Genomic DNA, 19347 nt, shown 5'->3' with positions numbered 1-19347 from the left:
TGGCCGCATAACAACAAGGAGTGCTTCATGAAACGCAGCCTGACTGTCCTGGCCATCGCGGTGGCCGCCGTCGCCGCCGGCGCCACCTGGTACGCCCACAGCAAGAACCCATTGCGCGACGGCGATCTGCCCCTGGCCGGGCTGCAAGCACCGGTCGAGGTGCGCTACGACGAGCGCGGCGTGCCGCATATCCAGGCGCAGAACGAGATCGATATGTACCGCGCCCTGGGCTTCGTTCACGCCCAGGACCGCCTGTTCCAGATGGAGATGCTGCGCCGCCTGGCGCGCGGCGAGCTGGCCGAGGTGCTGGGCGCCAAGCTGGTCGACACCGACCGCCTGTTCCGCACCCTGGGTATTCGCGAGCACGCCGACCGCTACGCCAAGACCCTCGACCGCAACAGCCCGGCGGTCAAGGCACTGCAGGCTTACCTGGACGGTATCAACCAGTACCAGGCCAGCCGCCCGGCGCCGGTCGAGTTCGACCTGCTGCGCATCGCCAAGCGCCCCTTCACCGTCGAGGACACCGTCTCGGTGGCCGGCTACATGGCCTACAGCTTCGCCGCCGCCTTCCGTACCGAGCCGGTGCTGACCTATGTGCGCGACCAGCTCGGCAGCGACTACCTCAAGGTCTTCGACCTCGCCTGGCACCCCGAGGGTGCCGTGGCCCAACGCCTGGGCGCGGACGACTGGCGCGGCCTCAACAGGCTGGCAGCATTGAGCCAGCAGGCGCTGGTCGACGCCGGCCTGCCGCAGTTCGAAGGCAGCAACGCCTGGGCCATTTCCGGCAGCCGCACCGCCAGCGGCAAGCCGCTGCTGGCCGGCGACCCGCATATCCGCTTCGCCGTGCCGGCGGTGTGGTACGAGGCGCACCTGAGCTACCCCGGCTTCGAGCTATATGGTCACCACCAGGCGCTCAACCCCTACGCCTCGCTCGGCCACAACACGCAGTTCGCCTGGAGCCTGACCATGTTCCAGAACGACGACCTCGACCTCATCGCCGAGAAGGTCAATCCGGAAAACCCCAACCAGGTGTGGATCGACGGCCAGTGGGCCGAGCTGCAAAGCCGCGAGGAAACCATCCAGGTCAAGGACGGCGAACCGGTCAAGCTGACCCTGCGCCGTTCGCCCCACGGCCCCATCGTCAACGACGCCCTCGGCGCCAATGCCGGCAAGACGCCGATTGCCATGTGGTGGGCCTTCCTGGAAACCGAGAACCCGATCCTCGATGCCTTCTACCAGCTGGGCCGCGCCGACAGCCTGGACAAGGCCCGCACCGCCGTGGAGAAGATCGAAGCCCCCGGGCTCAACGTGATCTACGCCAACGCCAGCGGCGACATCGGCTGGTGGGCCGCCGCCAAGCTGCCGCAGCGTCCAGAAGGCGTGAACCCCAGCTTTATTCTGGATGGCGCCAGCGGCGAGGCGGCCAAGCACGGTTTCCTGCCCTTCAGCGCCAACCCACAGGAAGAAAACCCGGCGCGCGGCTACATCATCTCCGCCAACTACCAGCCGCAATCGCCGACAGGCGTGGCGATTCCCGGCTACTACAACCTGGCCGACCGCGGCGCGCGCCTGAATGAGCGCCTGGCCGAGCCGGGCGTGCAATGGGACACCCACAACAACCAGGCCCTGCAGCTGGACGACGGCACCGGCTACGGCCCGCGCCTGCTCGCACCGATCCTCGACGACCTGCGCAGCGCAGCGGCGGACGACAGCGAGCGCGCCCTGGTTGAGCAACTGGCCAACTGGAACGGCGGCCACCCGCTGGACTCCATCGCCGCCACCCTGTTCAACCAGCTCACCTATGAGCTGGCCAACCAGGCCATGCGCGACGAACTGGGCGACGCCTTCTTCGACAGCCTGCTGCAGACCCGTGTGCTCGACGTGGCCCTGCCGCGCCTGACTGCCGATGCCGACGCGGCCTGGTGGGACAAGCGCGGTACTGCCGCGCAGGAAAGCCGCCGCGACACCGTCGCCGCCGCCTGGCGCCAGAGCATTGCACACCTGCAACAGACCTTCGGCAGCGACAGCAGCGAGTGGCAATGGGGCCAGGGTCATACCCTCAGCCACCAGCACCCGCTGGGCGCACAGAAGCCACTGGACCTGCTGTTCAACGTCGGCCCCTTCGCTGCCCCCGGCGGCCATGAAGTACCGAACAACCTCTCGCACCGCGTCGGCCCGGCGCCCTGGTCGGTGCTCTACGGCCCCTCGACCCGCCGCCTGATCGACCTGGCCGACGCCAGCAAAGGCCTGGGCAGCAACCCGGTCGGCCAGAGCGGCGTGCCCTTCGACGTGCACTACGCGGACCAGGCCGAGGCCTATATCAACGGGCAGTACGTGCCCATGCACCTGAGCGAAGAGGATGTGCGGGCCAATACCCGCTCGACCCTGAGCCTGCAACCGGCGGATTGAAAAACCCGTAACGAGCCTGGCCTACGGGCCACTCGGAAACAGCGCCGCGATTTCGCACAGGAGTCGCGGCGTTTTTGGCTGCGAGCACGGCAAGGCGCGACTTCTGCCCGCCCGCGGCATCATCCGGTAACCGCTCACACGCCCCCCGCAGTCGTGAAATCGCGCTTTGCTATGCTCTGGAAGACGCGCAGATGCGAACCCGACTGATGCGACAAGAGCAAGAAGGGAGGTTGCCTTGGGCCGGTGCAAGGGATTGCCCCTGTGGCTGTTAGTGGCGCTGCTATGGACTGGCCAACACACCGGCGCCCAGGAAATTCTGGGCGATCAGGACGCGGAAGCCACCGAGGCAGCGTCAGCCGACAGCGCAGCGATGGCCACCCCACAGATTCCGCGGCAATTGATTTATATCCGGCTCGACGCGCCGCTCATTGACGGCGACCTCTCAGATGCCTTCTGGCACAGCCTCGACGACATCCCCATCCAGTACGAAGTGTTCCCGGTGCGGCTGCGCAAGGCCGGCGTGGCCACCCGCGTGCGGGTCGGGCTGACCGACACCCACCTCTACGTTTCCTTTGATGCCTCAGATCCGGAGATCGACAAACTGCGCTCTGCCGTGCGTGAGCGCGACGGTCTGAAAGAGGACGATTACGTGGCGTTGGTGCTGGACCCGGCGGGGCAGGGCCTGCGCAAGTACGAGTTCAGGGTGAACCCGCACGGCAGTCAATCCGACGTGCTGCAGGACAGCATCAGTGATCGCTATCTGTACGACTGGGACGCCCAATGGGAAGCCGCCGCACAGATTGACGAAACCGGCTTCCGGGTAGAAATGGCGATCCCGCGTGAGCAGTTGCGCCTGCTGCCGAGCGCGCCGACGCATCCCCAGGAATTGTTGCTGCTGTTCAAGCGCCACCATCCGCGCCAGGTCGAGCGTACGCTGGCCGGCGCCGTCAAACTGGTGCTGGCCGGGGAACCGGTAAAGACCGCCGCCCCTGCCAGCAGCAGCCAGCGCCTGACCGTGACGCCCCACTATGTCTATAACCGCGATGAAGAGCGCGATATCGGCGCACGCTTTGCGCAGGTGGACGAGCAGCCGCTGCACGCCGCCGGCGCCTACCTGAACTACCGGATCGCCGCCGACCGCCAGTTTCTGATGACGGTAAACCCCAACTACGCGGACGTGGAATCGGACATCGCCCGCGACAGCATCAACGACCCCTTTGACCCCTACGAGCCGGAAAAGCGCGAGCTGTTTGTCGATGCCCGCGAATACTTCCGCACCCTCAACGAGGTGGTCTATACACGCAATATCGTGCAGCCGGACGTGGGCCTGGCCCACCTGTGGAGCAGCCCGACGGCCACCAGCGGAGTGCTTGCTGCGGTAGACCAGCAAACGCAGATCTATATGCCCGACAACCTCGGCTCGGATATCGTCAGCCTGGTCGATAGCAGCCGCTCGGCGGCGTTCAACTACGAAACTCAATCCGATAAACACAGCCTGGGCGTGTTGAGCACCCTGCGCAGCGCCGACGACTACCACAACGCGGTATTCAGCCTGAACGGCACCGGCAATCTGGGTATCGACGACAAGGTACGCGGGCAACTGATGGTGTCGGATACGCAGTACCCGCAGCGTTTCGCCGAAGACCTCTGCAACAGCGCCGGCTGTACCGAGGCCGCCCCCGAGCCGGAATGCGAGCTGGGCGACTGCGCCACCACGCCCTACGTCAGGCGTGCCGATTTCGACGACAGCCTGCACGGCTACAACCTGCAGCTGCGCTACAACCACGACGGCCCGGAATCTCTCTACTGGGCACGCTACTACGATGTATCTCCGGACTTCCGTGCCGACCTGGGCTTTGTCCGCCGCGTAGACTTCCGCGCACTCAACCTGGCCTACGGTCGCAAGTGGTACTTCCAGGCCAAAGAGGATGATGAAAGCCAGTCGCGCATCCGCACTTACCTGATTGGCGGGCATATGCGCTCACACTCCGATGACCAGCCACTGGAAACCACCGTCGGCCTATGGGGCGAGTTCCGTGGCAGCTACCAAACCATTGCCCGGCTGGGCTGGCAGCAGCGCAACCGTGCCGTAAACCGCATTGATCAGGGCGACCTGTCGGCCGGCGACAACGCCCCGCGCTTCGACGAGCACTACTGGCAGTGGTTTTTCCAGACATCGCCCTACGCGCCCTGGACCCTGCACCTGGATGGCCGCTGGGGCTCCATCGCCGACCCCGACAACCTGGTGTTGGGGAAGATGCGCGAGATCAAGCCCAAGCTGCACTACACCACCGGCGCCCTGGACCTGATGGCGGACTTCACCCTGCGCCACTTCGATACCCATGGCGAGCGGCTCTACAAGGAACAGTTCTTTTCCCTTACCGCGCTCTATCACGCCCCCAACGGCCTGACCCACCGCCTGCTCTGGCTCAACGACCTGACCACGCGCGATAACGAGCGCTGGCGCGGCAGCGAACTGGCTCGCGAAACCAGCCAGACCCTGGAGTACACGCAGATCTTCTCACCGCGCCCGGAATGGCAACTGATGTGGGGGCTGCGCCTGGTGAAAGACTATGCGTCGGATATCGACAAGAGAGACCTCACCGAACGCGAGATCTACTTCAAGGTGCAGCGGGAATTCACCTTGTTTGATTAGCAGAAGCCGCTCTGGCCGCAGCATCTACGATGCGGGCAGGGCCTGAGCACCAGGCCAGAAAGCAAAAGGGCCACCGAAGTGGCCCTTTCATTCGTCTCGGCTACCTCACGCAGCCTGAGCCGGTTTCCAGTTTGAGCTGGAAGCTTCTTCGGCCATCGACTCCATGGCTTGCTGGATGGCGCGCTTGCGGCGCTCTTCGGCCTTGTGGGCGAAGTACCAGGCGAAGAAGGTGAAGATCGACACGGTCAGGATGATCAGACTGGCGATCGCGTTGATCTCCGGCTTCACACCCAGGCGTACGGCGGAGAACACTTCCATCGGCAGGGTGGTCGAGCCCGGACCGGAGACGAAGCTGGCCAGCACCAGGTCGTCCAGCGACAGGGCGAAGGACATCATGCCGCCGGCTGCCAGGGACGGGGCGATCATCGGGATGGTGATCAGGAAGAACACCTTCCACGGCTTGGCACCCAGGTCCATGGCCGCTTCCTCGATGGACAGGTCCAGCTCACGCAGACGCGACGACACCACCACGGCCACGTAGGCCGAGCAGAAGGTGGTGTGGGCGATCCAGATGGTCACCAGACCACGCTCCTGCGGCCAGCCGATCAGCTGGGCCATGGCCACGAACAGCAGCAGCAGGGACAGACCGGTGATCACCTCGGGCATGACCAGCGGCGCGGTAACCAGGCCACCAAACAGGGTACGCCCCTTGAAGCGGGTCACCCGGGTCAACACGAAGGCGGCCAGGGTGCCCAGCGCCACCGCGGCAATCGCGGTGTACAGGGCGATCTCCAGCGAGCGCATCACCGAACCCATCAGCTGACTGTTGTCGAGCAGGCCGACGTACCACTTCACCGACCAGCCGCCCCACACGGTCACCAGCTTGGAGGCGTTGAACGAGTAGATGACCATGATCAGCATGGGCAGGTAGATGAAGGCCAGGCCGACCCACAGCATCACGGTAGAGAAACTCCAGCGTTTCATGCGCGGCCCTCCATCTCTTTCGCTTGGTTACGGTTGAACCAGATGATCGGGCCCATGAGGATGAGCAGCATGATCACCGCCAGGGCGGAGGCCACCGGCCAGTCACGGTTGTTGAAGAACTCCTGCCACAGCACCTTGCCGATCATCAGGGTCTCCGGACCGCCCAGCAGTTCGGGGATGACGAACTCACCCACCGCCGGGATGAACACCAGCATGCAACCGGCGATGATGCCGTTCTTCGACAGCGGCACGGTGATCTTCCAGAAGTTGTTGAAGTTGCTCGACCCCAGATCGGACGCCGCTTCCAGCAGGCTGTGATCGTGCTTCACCAGATTGGCGTAGAGCGGCAGGATCATGAACGGCAGGTACGAGTAGACGATGCCGATGTAGACCGCCAGGTTGGTGTTGAGGATCTGCAGCGGCGCGTCGATCACACCGATGGTCTGCAGGAAGCTGTTGAGCAGGCCGTTGTTGCTGAGGATGCCCATCCAGGCGTAGACACGAATCAGGATCGCGGTCCAGGTGGGCATCATGATCAGCAGCAGCAGCACGGTCTGTGCTTCCTTGCTGGCGCGGGCGATGGAGTAGGCCATCGGATAGCCGATCAGCAGGCACAGCAGGGTGCTGATGAAGGCCATCTTCAACGAGCCGAGGTAGGCCGCCAGATACAGTTCGTCTTCGCTGAGGAAGACGTAGTTGCCCAGGTTGAGGACGATCGACAGCTGGTTATCCGCCCAGCTGTAAATCTCGGTGTAGGGTGGAATGGCCACGTCCGCTTCGGCGAAGCTGATCTTCAGAACGATGAAGAACGGCAGCAGGAAGAACAGGAACAGCCAGAAGAACGGCACCCCGATAACGGCATGCCGCCCGGTGGGCAGGTAGCGTTTCAGTTTGCCGATTTTCATGATTGCAGTACCACGCCGCTGTCGTCTTCCCAGTACACCACCACGGCGTCATCCCAGGTCGGACGCTTGCCGCGACGCTCGGCGTTGGCGATGAAGCACTGCACGATCTGCCCGGAGGTGAGCTTGACGTAGTAGACCGAGTGGCCACCAAGGTAGGCGATGTCATGCACGGTGCCGTTGCACCAGTTGTAGTTGGGGTGCTCGTGGTCATCCGGCAGTGCGGTGGCCATCAGCAGCTTCTCGGGACGCAGGGCGTAGCTGACGGCCTTGGTCTCGGCACGGGTGCTGACGCCGTGGCCGATGTAGATCGGCTTGTCCAGTTGCGGGCAGGTAATGACGGCGTGGTCGGCCTCGTCGGTGGTGATCTCACCATCGAACAGGTTGACGCTACCGATGAACTCGCAGACCAGACGGCTGGCCGGGGTCTCGTAAATGTCGATCGGGCTGCCGGTCTGGGCGATCCAGCCCAGGTGCATGATGGAGATACGCTGGGCCATGGTCATGGCCTCTTCCTGGTCGTGGGTCACCATCACGCAGGTCACACCCACGCGCTCGATGATCTCGACTAGCTCAAGCTGCATCTGCGAGCGCAGTTTCTTGTCCAGCGCGCCCATCGGTTCGTCGAGCAGCAGCAGCTTGGGACGCTTGGCCAGCGAGCGGGCCAGGGCCACGCGCTGACGCTGACCACCGGACAGCTGGTGCGGCTTGCGCTTGGCGTACTGGGTCATGTGCACCAGCTTGAGCATTTCCGCCACGCGCTCGTCGATCTCGGCCTGCGGCAGCTTGTCCTGCTTGAGGCCGAAGGCGATGTTCTGCGCCACGGTCATGTGCGGGAACAGCGCGTAGGACTGGAACATCATGTTGATCGGGCGTTCGTACGGCGGCATGTCGGTGATATCCACGCCATCGAGGAAAATGCGCCCTTCAGTCGGCCGCTCGAAGCCGGCAAGCATGCGCAGCAGGGTCGACTTGCCGGAGCCGGAGCCGCCGAGCAGAGCGAAGATCTCACCCTTGTTGATGGTCAGCGAGACATCGTCGACGGCAATGGTTTCGTCGAACTTCTTTGTCACGCGATCAATCTTGACCAACACCTCTTTGGGTTGCTGGCTGCCCTCAAGGGCTTTCTTGTAGGCGCTGGAGGCGACTGCCATTTCCAAAAACTCCCGGGAAAAAGTGGGCCATGGGGCCCGAATTAAATCTGCTGCGCCTGGCACAGCGGGCCCGTACGACAGGCCCGACCTGCCGTACGGTTTGCTTCAACTGCGTTTACTTGCCTGACTTGATCTTGGTCCAGCTGCGGGTCATCTGGCGCATGATCTTCGGCGGCAACTCGGTCGAAATGTAGAGTTTGCTCATGACTTCCGGGCTTGGATAGATGGACGGGTCGTTACGCACTTCCTGGTCCATCAGCTTGTCGGAAGCCGGGTTGGGGTTGGCGTAGCCCACGTAGTCGCTGATCGGCGCAATGACGGCCGGGTCCAGCACGTAGTTCATGAAGGCATGGGCTTCCTTGGGATTCGGTGCATCGGCCGGGATGGCCATCAGGTCGAACCACAGGTTGGCGCCTTCCTTCGGAATGCTGTAGGCGATTTCGATGCCCTTGCCCGCCTCTTCGGCACGCGCAGCAGCCTGGAACACGTCGCCGGAGTAGCCGAAGGCGATACAGATGTTGCCGTTGGCCAGATCACCGATGTACTTGGAGGAATGGAAGTAGGTCACGTAGGGACGCAGTTCCATCAGCTTGGCCTCGGCCTTCTTGTAGTCGTCCGGGTTGGTGCTGCGCGGATCGAGACCCAGGTAGTTGAGCACGGAAGGATACATCTCGTCCGGCGAGTCCATGAAGGCGACGCCGCAGCTGTTCAGCTTCTTCAGGTTCTCCGGCTCGAACAGCACGGCCCAGGAGTCGACCTCGTCGATCCCCAGTGCAGCCTTGACCTTCTCGACGTTGTAGCCGATGCCGTTGGTGCCCCACAGGTAGGGAACGGCGTAGAGGTTGCCCGGATCATTGGTTTCCAGCTGCTTGAGCAGCTCCGGATCCAGGTTCTTCCAGTTGGGCAGCAGCGAGCGGTCGAGTTTCTGGAACGCGCCAGCCTTGATCTGCTTACCGAGGAAATGGTTGGACGGCACCACGATGTCGTAGCCGCTACGGCCCGCCAGCAGTTTGCCTTCCAGAGTTTCGTTGGAGTCGAAGACGTCGTAGCTCGGCTTGATGCCAGTGGCCTTCTCGAAGTCCTCAAGGGTGGTTTCGCCGATGTAGTCACTCCAGTTGTAGATATGCACGGTCGGAGCCGCTTGAACGGCGCCTGCCATGCCCATCACGACTGCAGCGGAGATCAGGGTCTTGCGGAAGGAAATTCGCACACGTCAGTCCTCTTTCTTGTTGATCTTGCTGGCCGCACCGCGCGACCAGGGGTAGTGATAAGTTCGCTGCCACTCCCTGACATCCATGCCTTTCTCCCAGCCGAACGCGCACGGAGCTGTGTGGGGCTCGTGTGTAACGGTAGTTGAAGAGGGCATCAGTGCCTCCTGGCAGGGCTCCGGCGGGAGCACCCGCCGGAGGGTGTCGCTGCTGTTGGTTACTTGCCGGACTTGATGGTGGTCCAGCTACGGGTCATCGCGCGCTGCACCTTGGCCGGCAGATCCGGGAAGGCGTAGAGCTTGGCCATGGTCTCGTCGCTCGGGTAGATGCCCGGGTCGTTGCGGATCGCCTCGTCAACCAGCGGGGTGGCCGCCGAGTTGCCGCTGGGGAACTGCACGTAGTTGACGATTTCCGCCACCACTTCCGGCTTCATCAGGTAGTCCATGAAGACGTAGGCCGCATCGACGTTCTCGGCATCCTTCGGCATGGCGATCATGTCGAAGAAGGTACCGGCGCCTTCCTTGGGAATGTTGTAGGACACGGTCACGCCTGCAGCGGCCTCTTCGGCACGCGACTTGGCCTGATACACGTCACCCGAGTAGCCGACAGCCACGCACAGGTTGCCGTTGGCAAGGTCGGAGATGTACTTGGAGCTGTGGAAGTAGGTCACGTGCGGACGAATCTTGAGGAACAGTGCCTCGGCTTCCTTGAGCTCTTTCGGGTCTTCGCTGGTCGGGCTGTAACCCAGATACTGCAGGGCGATCGGCAGGATCTCGGTCGGCGAGTCGAGGAAGGACACACCGCACGACTTCAGCTTCTCGATGTTTTCCGGCTTGAACAGCAGGTCCCAGGAATCGACCGGGGCGTTCTCGCCCAGTGCGGCCTTGACCTTTTCCGGGTTGAAGCCGATGCCGATTGAGCCCCACAGGTAGGGGAAGGAGTACTGGTTGCCCGGGTCGCTGACTTCCAGGGTCTTCAGCAGGTCGGCGTTGAGGTTCTTCCAGTTCGGCAGCTTGGACTTGTCCAGCGGCTGGTAGACACCGGCCTTGATCTGCTTGGCCAGGAAGTTGTTGGACGGCACGACGATGTCGTAGCCGGACTTGCCCGCCAGGAGCTTGGCCTCGAGCGTTTCGTTGGAGTCGAAGACGTCATAGACGACCTTGATGCCGGTTTCCTTGGTGAACTTATCGATGGTGTCCGGGGCGATATAGTCCGACCAGTTGTAAACGTGCAGTACCTTGTCATCAGCCTGCGCCATGCCGGCCACGGCGCCTGCCAGAGTCATGGCAAGCAGTGTTTTACCGAAGGTCTTGATCATGCGGGTTAGCTCCATTGTCATTTGAAGTATCCGGGGCTGCGTCGCCTGGGCGACACACCCTCCGGTGAGCCTGGCCAACGCTCGTGCAGTCTGGCAAGGTCCGAGCCGTGGCTCAAGCCTTACACCAGCACCGCGCGGGCGGTTAGATCGAGGCACTTGCGCGCCTTTTCCACCAGTTCGTCGATCTCGGTTTTGCTGATCACCAAAGGCGGCGCGATGATCATGGTGTCGCCTACGGCGCGCATGATCAGTCCGTTCTCGAAACAGTGGGTGCGGCAGATCATGCCGACGCCCATGTCGCTCGGGAAACGCTCGCGGGTCTGCTTGTCCTTCGCCAATTCGATGGCGCCGAGCATGCCCACACCGCGGACTTCGCCCACCAGCGGATGATCCGCCAGCTCACGCAAACGACTCTGCAAATAGGGTGCCGTTTCCGTTTTGACGCGTTCGATAATGTGCTCGTCGCGCAGGATGCGCAGGTTTTCCAGGCCCACTGCCGCTGCTACCGGGTGGCCCGAGTAGGTGAAACCGTGGTTGAAGTCGCCGGCGGCGTTGATCACCTGGAATACCTTGTCGCTGACGATCAGGCCACCCATGGGCACGTAGCCGCTGGTCATGCCCTTGGCGATGGTGATCAGGTCCGGTTTGTTGCCGTAGTACTCACTGGCGAACCATTCGCCGGTACGGCCGAAGCCGCAGATCACTTCGTCCGCGACGAACAGGATGTCGTACTTGGCGAGGATCTCGCGGATGCGCGGCCAGTATGTCTCCGGCGGCACGATCACACCGCCGGCGCCCTGAATCGGCTCGGCGATGAAGGCGGCGACGTTCTCTTCGCCCACTTCGAGGATCTTCTGCTCCAGCTGGTCGGCGGCCCAGATGCCGAACTCGTCCGGCGTCATGTCACCACCCTCGGCGAACCAGTAGGGCTGCGGGATGTGCACGATACCCGGGATCGGCAGGTCGCCCTGCTCATGCATATAGGTCATGCCGCCGAGGCTGGCGCCGGCCACGGTGGAGCCGTGGTAGCCGTTCTTGCGGCTGATGATGACCTTCTTGCTCGGCTGCCCCTTGCTCGCCCAGTAGTGGCGAACCATGCGCAGCATGGTGTCGTTGCCTTCCGAACCGGAGCCGGTGAAGAACACATGGTTCATGCCGGCCGGCGCCACGTCGGCGATGGCCTTGGCGAACTCCAGCGCCGGCGGGTGGGCAGTCTGGAAGAAGGTGTTGTAAAACGGCAGCTCGCGCATCTGCGCGGCGGCGGCCTGCACCAGCTCCTCGCGGCCGTAGCCAACGGCCACGCACCACAGGCCGGCCATGCCGTCGAGGATCTTATGGCCTTCGCTGTCCCACAGATAGACACCGTCCGCCTTGGTAATGATGCGCGGGCCCTTCTCGTGCAGCTGCTGGTAATCGCTGAACGGCGCGAGGTGGTGCTCACGGCTCATGGCCTGCCACTCGCGGGTTTTCGGGTTGGTCACTGCACTGTTCATAACAACACCTTTTATTACGCGGGCCGCCGGCGGCGACCCGATGAAATCTGTGGCAACGGGCGCGGCAGCCGCGCCCGCTCCAGTCACACCGACAGCAGCAGGAATTCACGCTCCCAGGAGCTAATCACCCGCTTGTAGTTCTCGTGCTCGGCGCGTTTGACCGCGACGTAGCCACGGATGAACTTCTCGCCCAGGTACTTCTCGGCGTCCTTGCAGGCTTCCATGCGCTCCAGCGCGCTCTCGATGGTCACCGGCAGACGCAGGTTGCGACGCTCGTAGCCACGCCCCTTGACCGGCGCGCCCGGGTTGATGCCTTCGACCATGCCCATGTAGCCGCACAGCAGGGTGGCGGCCAGGACCAGATAGGGGTTGGCATCGGCGCCGGCCAGGCGATTTTCCACGCGGCGGTTCTGCGGCCCGGCCTCCGGTACACGCAGGCCCACCGTGCGGTTCTCCTCGCCCCACTCGACGTTTACCGGCGCCGAGGTATCGGGCAGGAAGCGGCGGAACGAGTTGACGTTCGGCGCAAACAGCGGCAACAGCTCGGGGATGTACTTCTGCAAGCCACCGATGTGGTGCATGAACAGCGTGCTCATGGTGCCGTCTTCGTTGGAGAAGATGTTCTTGCCGGTCTTGATGTCCACCACGCTCTGGTGGATGTGCATGGCGCTGCCTGGCTGATCGGTGATCGGCTTGGCCATAAAGGTCGCGGCCACGTCGTGCTTGAGCGCGGCCTCGCGCATGGTGCGCTTGAACACCAGAATCTGGTCGGCGAGGTGCAGGGCGTCGCCGTGACGGAAGTTGATTTCCATCTGCGCCGGGCCTTCCTCGTGGATCAGCGTGTCCAGATCCAGGCCCTGCAGTTCGCACCAGTCGTACATATCTTCGAACAGCGGGTCGAACTCGTTGGCCGCGTCGATGGAGAAGCTCTGCCGGCCGGTTTCCGGGCGACCGGAGCGACCCACCGGGGCTTCCAGCGGGAAATCAGGGTCGGCGCAACGCTTGGTCAGGTAGAACTCCATCTCCGGGGCGACAATCGGCCGCCAGCCCTTGTCGGCGTACATCTTCAGGATTTTTTTGAGGATGTTGCGCGGCGACAGCTCGATCGGGTTGCCCTGCTTGTCGAAGGTGTCGTGGATCACCATCGCAGTCGGCTCAAGGGCCCAGGGCACGGAGAACACGGCGTTCTCGTCGGGGCGGCAGAACATGTCGATGTCCGCCTCGTCGAGCAGGTCGTAATAAATGTCGTCCTCGACGTAGTCGCCGGTTACGGTCTGCAGCAGGACGCTCTCGGGGAGGCGCATGCCCTTCTCGTCAAGGAACTTGTTGGTCGGCGAAATCTTGCCACGCGCGATGCCGGTAAGATCGCTGATCAAGCATTCAACTTCGGTGATTTTGCGTTCTTTCAGCCAGCTGGTGAGCTGGTCGAGCTTGCTAGTCATAAAGACCTCAGGGTTGTAGAGCGGCTACTGCGGACCGGTTAAAGCCTAGCGAAACCTCCCAGCTTCGCCGACCGGTTGCTCACCTACTCAGCGTTGTCCCGCCTTCTTCCTGCATGCCTCACCAAAGGCCTGGAAGATGGCGAGATAATTCGGGTTGGAGCTTACCTGCCACTCGGGGTGCCATTGCACCCCCAGTGCGAAGCCTGGCGCATTCTCGACAGAGAAGGCTTCGACCAACCCGTCAGGCGCCAGTGCTTCTACGCGAAGGCCCGGCGCCAGACGCTGCACGCCCTGGCCATGAATGGAATTGACTTGAATCTCGTCCGGCAAGCCGATGCCGGCGAGCACCCCTCCCGCCTGCACACGCACGGCGTGACGGGGGGCATATTGAACGTCAACCGGCTCATCCGCCGGCTCACGGTGGTCCATCATCCCGGCCACTTCCTGCACCCGCTGGTGCAGGCTGCCACCAAAGGCCACATTGATTTCCTGGAAGCCGCGGCAAATGCCCAGCACCGGAATACCGGCGTCTATGGCCTTGCGAATCAGCGGCAGGGTGGTGGCGTCACGGCAACTGTCGTGTTGCGTGCCCGCCACGCTGGCGGGGCCACTATAATGATGGGGCTCGACGTTGGACGGCGAGCCGGTGAACAGCAAGCCATCGACGCTGGCCAGCAGGGTGTCCTGATCGATCAGCTCACCCAGTGCAGGTATCACCAGGGGCAGCCCCCCAGCACCGACCGCCACGGCGCGGACATATTTGTCGCCAACGATGTGGTTGGGGTGCAGGCCCACCTGCTTGGTGCAGGCGGTAACGCCGATGATCGGCAGGCGCGACATGGAACACCTGTTTTATTGCTGTTGTTAGGTTGAGGTCGAGATTAGCCTTGTTCAATTTTTTACACAATAGGGCTGTAAAAAATTGAACACAGGCCACTGAGCACCCCGCACCACAAGGCCAGGCAGGCAGTCCAAGGGGGCCTAAATGCCCCAAAACTGGCCTTTACGCCCCATAACAGGGCAAAATGGCAGACTATTGACAGTACAGGGTGTTTGAGATTGACTCACGGCTGTACGAATGAATGATTGAAATTTTTAACAATAAAGGTGTTGCATCATGTCGGTACCCCCGCGTGCCGTTCAGCTCAACGAAGCTAACGCGTTCCTCAAGGAACATCCCGAGGTCCAGTTCGTTGACCTTCTGATTGCAGATATGAATGGCGTCGTGCGCGGCAAGCGCATCGAACGCAACAGTCTCCACAAGGTATACGAGAAAGGCATCAACCTCCCCGCCTCGCTCTTCGCCCTCGACATCAATGGCGCCACCGTCGAAAGCACCGGCCTCGGCCTGGACATTGGCGACGCCGACCGCATCTGCTTCCCCATTCCCAACACCCTGTGCAACGAGCCCTGGCAGAAGCGCCCCACCGCTCAGCTGCTGATGACCATGCACGAACTCGACGGCAAGCCGTTCTTCGCCGACCCGCGTGAGGTACTGCGCCAGGTGGTGCAGAAGTTCGATGACATGGGCCTGAAGATCTGTGCCGCCTTCGAACTCGAGTTCTACCTGATCGACCAGGAGAACGTGAACGGCCGCCCGCAACCGCCGCGCTCGCCGATTTCCGGCAAGCGTCCGCAGTCGACCCAGGTATACCTGATCGACGATCTCGACGAATACGTCGACTGTCTGCAGGACATGCTCGAAGCGGCCAAGGAACAGGGCATTCCGGCTGACGCCATCGTCAAGGAAAGCGCCCCGGCGCAGTTCGAGGTCAACCTGCATCACGTCGAGGACGCGATCAAGGCCTGCGACTACGCCCTGCTGCTCAAGCGTCTGGTCAAGAACATCGCCTACGACCATGAGATGGACACCACCTTCATGGCCAAGCCCTACCCGGGCCAGGCGGGCAACGGCCTGCACGTGCACATCTCGCTGCTCGACAAGAAGACCGGCAAGAACATCTTCGCCAGCGAAGATCCGCTGCAGAACGACGCCCTGCGTCATGCCGTGGGTGGCGTGCTGGAGACCCTGCCGGCCTCCATGGCCTTCCTCTGCCCCAACGTCAACTCGTACCGCCGCTTCGGTGCCAACTTCTATGTGCCAAATGCACCGAGCTGGGCCCTGGACAACCGCACCGTGGCCGTACGCGTGCCCACCGGCAGCCCGGACGCCGTGCGCATCGAACACCGCGTGGCCGGCGCCGACGCCAACCCCTATCTGATGATGGCCTCCATCCTCGCCGGGGTGCACCACGGCCTGACCCAGAAGATCGAGCCGGGCGAGCCCATCGAAGGCAACGCCTACGAGCAGCTGGAGCCGAGCCTGCCGAACAACCTGCGCGACGCCCTGCGCGAGCTGGACGACAGCGAAGTGCTGAACAAGTACATCAGCCCGGACTACATCGACATCTTCGTCGCCTGCAAGGAAGCCGAGCTGCAAGAGTTCGAGACCACCATCTCCGACCTCGAATACAACTGGTACCTGCATACCGTGTAAGCAACACCCAGACGCCGGCCCTTGTGCCGGCGTCTCTTTTTCTGCTGCCCACCTGATTCGTCGCCCACGCCGCCGGCGTCGGCGCAGCCATGCACACGCATTCGAGGAGGTCGTCATGTTTCGTATTCTTGCTCCCCTGCTGCTGGCCCTGAGCCCAGGCCTGGCAACTGCCGCCGACAGCATCCGGGTGTACAACTGGAACGACTACATCGCACCCCAGGTGCTCGACGACTTCACCAAGGCCACTGGCATCCAGGTGGAATACCGCACCTTCAGCACCGACGAGGAACTGGACCGCGCCCTGGCCAGCGGCGAGAGCATCGACATCGCCGTCCCCTCCCATGACGAACTCCCAGCCCTGATAGCCGCCGGCAAGTTGCAGCCGCTGGACCTGCAGCGCCTGCCCAATCGCAAACATCTGGATCGGCAGATGCTCAGCAAACTGGCCGCCGTCGATCCGCAGAACCGCTATGCCGTGCCCTACCTGTGGGGCGCCGTGGGTCTGGCGATCAACACGCCGCAGGCCGAGGCCGCCTATGGTGGCGCACTGCCGCACAGCTGGAGCCTGCTGTTCGACAGCAACCAGAGCGCCAAGCTGGCGCAGTGCGGCATCAGCGTGCTGGATGCCCCGGACGAGCTGCTCTACAACCTGCTCAACTTCCAGGGCCGCAGCCTGGCCAACACCTCACCGGGCCGTGTGCAGCGTGCTGCCAGCGTGCTTGAGGGCCTGCGCCCGAACGTGCGCTACATCGACAGCGAGCGCTACATCGACGACCTCAACCAGGGCAATCTGTGCATGGCCGTGGCCTGGATCGGCGATGCGCTTGGCGCCAGCGATGCCGGCCAGCCGGTCGAGTTCGTTGTGCCGGACGAAGGCTCCACCCTGTTCATCGACAACCTGGTGATCCCTGCCAGTGCGCGCCGTGCCGACCTCGCGCACCAGTTCATCGACTACCTGCTGCAACCGCAAGTGGCCGCGCTGATCACCAGCGAAACGCTGTATCCCAACGCCAACGCCGACGCCCAGCAGTTCCTTGAGCCCAAGCTGCGCGAGCAGTTGGGCCGCGATCTGGAATCGGCCAAGAGCCGCCTGTTCGCCCTCACGCCGCTGTCAGACAAGATCAAGGTTGCCCGCGACGAAGTCTGGAACAGCTTCCTCGAAGGCCCGGCGGCAACCGCCACCGCCCAGTGACAGCGCTTGCCCTGGCCTGTCCGGCTGGCGTCCAATAGCGCCTTCCCCGGACAGGAGACCGGCATGAGCCGCACCGCCAGCCCCCGCAAACCGCGCGCCAGCAGCCAGGCGCGTATCGCCCAGATTCTCGCCGCGGCTCGCGAGCTGCTGCGCGAGCAGGGCTTCAGCGGCCTGACCATGTACGCGGTGGCCGAACGCGCCGAGATCCCGCCGTCGTCCGTTTACCACTTCTTCGCCAGCGTGCCGGCGCTGCTCGAAGCCCTCACCGCCGATATCCACGCTGCCTTTCGCGACTGCCTGCTGCAGCCGGTGGATCACCAGGCGCTGCGTCACTGGCATGACCTGTCGCGCATCGTCGAACAGCGCATGCTGGCCATCTACGCCGACGACAGTGCCGCGCGCCAGCTGATCCTGGCCCAGCACGGCCTGGCCGAAGTCACTCAGGCCGACCGACAGCACGACCTGGAGCTGGGCCGCCTGATGCAACAGCTGTTCGAGCGCCACTTCCCGCTGCCACAGCTGCCGGACGACATCGACGTGTTCGCCCTGGCCATGGAGCTGGGCGACCGCGTCTACGCCCGCTCGGTGCAGCTGCACGGCGAAATTACCCCGCGCCTGGCCGAGGAGGGCATGCGCGTGTTCGACGCCTACCTGGGCCTGTACCTGCCCCTCGGCCTGCCCAAACGTGCAACTCCGCTCGACTGACCGATCTCTATCGGACTACGGCCTCGCAGCGATCACCCAATACGCATAAGTCGAATAATTATCTGCAAAAATAATGATTCCTTGCTTTATGAATCTTAATATCGCTTTATAAATCGATTTTTATCGGATATAAAAAGTCTCGACGCTTCCCAAGAGCGACGAACAGGAGATTAGGAAGTCGCGACCTATACTGGCGACGACGCTCCAAATCCGTACTTCGCGAACCGGCGGTCTGTGCCGCTGCGTTCTGGCTGCCCGAATCTGGTGACCCTCATGAGCACGCTGAACACCACCCCCCGCGCCGATGGCTTCCGTATGCCCGCCGAATGGGAACCTCACACCCAGACCTGGATGGTTTGGCCCGAACGCCCGGACAACTGGCGCCTGGGCGGCAAGCCGGCACAGGCCGCCTTCAGCGCCGTGGCCGAGGCCATCGCCCGCTTCGAGCCGGTCACCGTGTGTGTCTCCGCCGCCCAGTTCGAGAACGCACGCGCGCGCCTGAGCGAGGCCGTCCGCGTGATCGAGATCAGCACCGACGACGCCTGGGTACGCGACACCGGGCCGACCTTCGTGATCAACGATGCCGGTGACGTACGTGGCGTCGACTGGAGCTTCAATGCCTGGGGCGGCCTCGATGGCGGTCTGTATTTCCCCTGGCTGCGCGACGATCAGGTAGCGGCCAAGATCCTCCAGGTCGAACGCTGCGCGCGCTACCGCACCGAAGGCTTCGTGCTGGAAGGCGGCTCCATTCACGTCGATGGCGAAGGCACGCTGATCACCACCGAGGAATGCCTGCTCAATCGCAACCGCAACCCGCACCTGAGCCGTGAGCAGATCGAGGCAACCCTGCGCGATCACCTGGCCATCGACACGGTGATCTGGCTGCCGGACGGCCTGTACAACGACGAGACCAACGGCCACGTCGACAACTTCTGCTGCTACGTGCGCCCCGGCGAAGTGCTGCTGGCCTGGACCGACGACCCGCAAAACCCCAACTACCCGCGCTGCCAGGCGGCCATGCAGGTGCTGGAAAACGCGCGTGATGCCAAGGGCCGCCAGCTGGTGGTCCACAAGATGCCGATTCCCGGCCCGCTGCATGCGACCGAGGAAGAATGCGCCGGCGTCGACCTGGTGGCAGGCAGCCAGGAGCGTGATCCGTCGATCCGCCTGGCCGGCTCCTACGTCAACTTCCTGATCGTCAACGGCGGCATCATCGCGCCGAAGTTCGACGACCCCATGGATGCCGAGGCCGAGGCCATCCTCCGCCGCGTGTTCCCCGAGCACGAAGTGGTGATGGTGCCAGGCCGCGAGATCCTCCTTGGCGGCGGCAACATCCACTGCATCACCCAGCAGCAGCCGGCGCCACAACGGCGCTGATTGCTCGGCG

Annotated in this window: 14 protein-coding genes; 6 read left to right on the top strand and 8 right to left on the bottom strand. The window is 63.2% G+C overall.

The features are described 5' to 3' along the window. Window positions 1–27 precede the first annotated feature (27 nt). Together P7A97_RS00785 and P7A97_RS00780 are read left to right on the top strand one after the other, a co-directional pair. Window positions 28–2409: a penicillin acylase family protein gene (locus P7A97_RS00785; protein ID WP_277688019.1), complete on the top strand. Its 2382-nt coding sequence runs from the start codon at window positions 28–30 to the stop codon at window positions 2407–2409. 253 nt (window positions 2410–2662) lie between these two features. Then, entirely contained in the window at window positions 2663–5065 is a 2403-nt protein-coding gene (locus P7A97_RS00780; protein WP_277688018.1) for a sugar-binding protein, read from the top strand. Window positions 5066–5170: 105 nt separating this feature from the next. Here the strand turns inward: P7A97_RS00780 and P7A97_RS00775 are convergent, their stop codons facing one another. The 8 genes from P7A97_RS00775 to P7A97_RS00740 form a co-directional block, all read right to left on the bottom strand. Beyond that, the gene (locus P7A97_RS00775) at window positions 5171–6049 is read right to left on the bottom strand and encodes an ABC transporter permease subunit (RefSeq protein WP_277688017.1); all 879 of its coding nucleotides are present in this window, start codon (window positions 6047–6049) and stop codon (window positions 5171–5173) included. Beyond that, window positions 6046–6927, bottom strand: a complete 882-nt coding sequence (locus P7A97_RS00770) for an ABC transporter permease subunit (RefSeq protein ID WP_277688362.1) — start codon at window positions 6925–6927, stop codon at window positions 6046–6048. The genes P7A97_RS00775 and P7A97_RS00770 overlap by 4 nt, the downstream gene beginning before the upstream one ends. A gap of 23 nt (window positions 6928–6950) precedes the next feature. Beyond that, entirely contained in the window at window positions 6951–8105 is a 1155-nt protein-coding gene (gene potA / locus P7A97_RS00765) for a polyamine ABC transporter ATP-binding protein (RefSeq protein ID WP_277688016.1), read from the bottom strand. Between the two features lie 115 nt (window positions 8106–8220). After that, entirely contained in the window at window positions 8221–9270 is a 1050-nt protein-coding gene (locus P7A97_RS00760) for a polyamine ABC transporter substrate-binding protein (RefSeq protein WP_277688361.1), read from the bottom strand. Window positions 9271–9530: 260 nt separating this feature from the next. After that, window positions 9531–10631 (bottom strand): polyamine ABC transporter substrate-binding protein, encoded by a 1101-nt coding sequence (locus P7A97_RS00755; RefSeq protein ID WP_277688015.1) that lies wholly within the window; start codon window positions 10629–10631, stop codon window positions 9531–9533. Between the two features lie 119 nt (window positions 10632–10750). Continuing rightward, window positions 10751–12124: an aspartate aminotransferase family protein gene (locus P7A97_RS00750; protein ID WP_277688014.1), complete on the bottom strand. Its 1374-nt coding sequence runs from the start codon at window positions 12122–12124 to the stop codon at window positions 10751–10753. An 83-nt stretch (window positions 12125–12207) separates the two neighbouring features. After that, a complete protein-coding gene (locus P7A97_RS00745; RefSeq protein ID WP_277688013.1) occupies window positions 12208–13566 on the bottom strand; it encodes a glutamine synthetase family protein in 1359 nt (452 codons plus the stop codon). 87 nt (window positions 13567–13653) lie between these two features. Further along, the gene (locus tag P7A97_RS00740; RefSeq protein WP_277688012.1) at window positions 13654–14406 is read right to left on the bottom strand and encodes a gamma-glutamyl-gamma-aminobutyrate hydrolase family protein; all 753 of its coding nucleotides are present in this window, start codon (window positions 14404–14406) and stop codon (window positions 13654–13656) included. Window positions 14407–14683: 277 nt separating this feature from the next. Here P7A97_RS00740 and P7A97_RS00735 point away from each other — a divergent pair, with 277 nt between their 5' ends. From P7A97_RS00735 to aguA, 4 genes are all read left to right on the top strand, one after another. Beyond that, a complete protein-coding gene (locus P7A97_RS00735) occupies window positions 14684–16063 on the top strand; it encodes a glutamine synthetase family protein (RefSeq protein ID WP_277688011.1) in 1380 nt (459 codons plus the stop codon). A gap of 115 nt (window positions 16064–16178) precedes the next feature. Continuing rightward, window positions 16179–17255 carry an extracellular solute-binding protein gene (locus tag P7A97_RS00730; RefSeq protein ID WP_277688010.1) on the top strand — a complete coding sequence of 359 codons (1077 nt, stop codon included), beginning with the start codon at window positions 16179–16181 and terminating at the stop codon, window positions 17253–17255. A 63-nt stretch (window positions 17256–17318) separates the two neighbouring features. Then, on the top strand, window positions 17319–17960 hold the full coding sequence (locus P7A97_RS00725; RefSeq protein WP_277688009.1) for a TetR/AcrR family transcriptional regulator: 642 nt from the start codon (window positions 17319–17321) through the stop codon (window positions 17958–17960). A 273-nt stretch (window positions 17961–18233) separates the two neighbouring features. Next, complete coding sequence (gene aguA, locus P7A97_RS00720) at window positions 18234–19337, top strand: agmatine deiminase (protein WP_277688008.1); 1104 nt, start codon at window positions 18234–18236, stop codon at window positions 19335–19337. Window positions 19338–19347 lie beyond the last annotated feature (10 nt).

Origin of the sequence: Pseudomonas sp. GOM6, assembly GCF_029537485.1 — a bacterium.
Classification (GTDB): domain Bacteria; phylum Pseudomonadota; class Gammaproteobacteria; order Pseudomonadales; family Pseudomonadaceae; genus Aquipseudomonas.
Note: the sequence above shows the minus strand (reverse complement) of the source record. Positions and strands in the feature narration are given on the sequence as shown.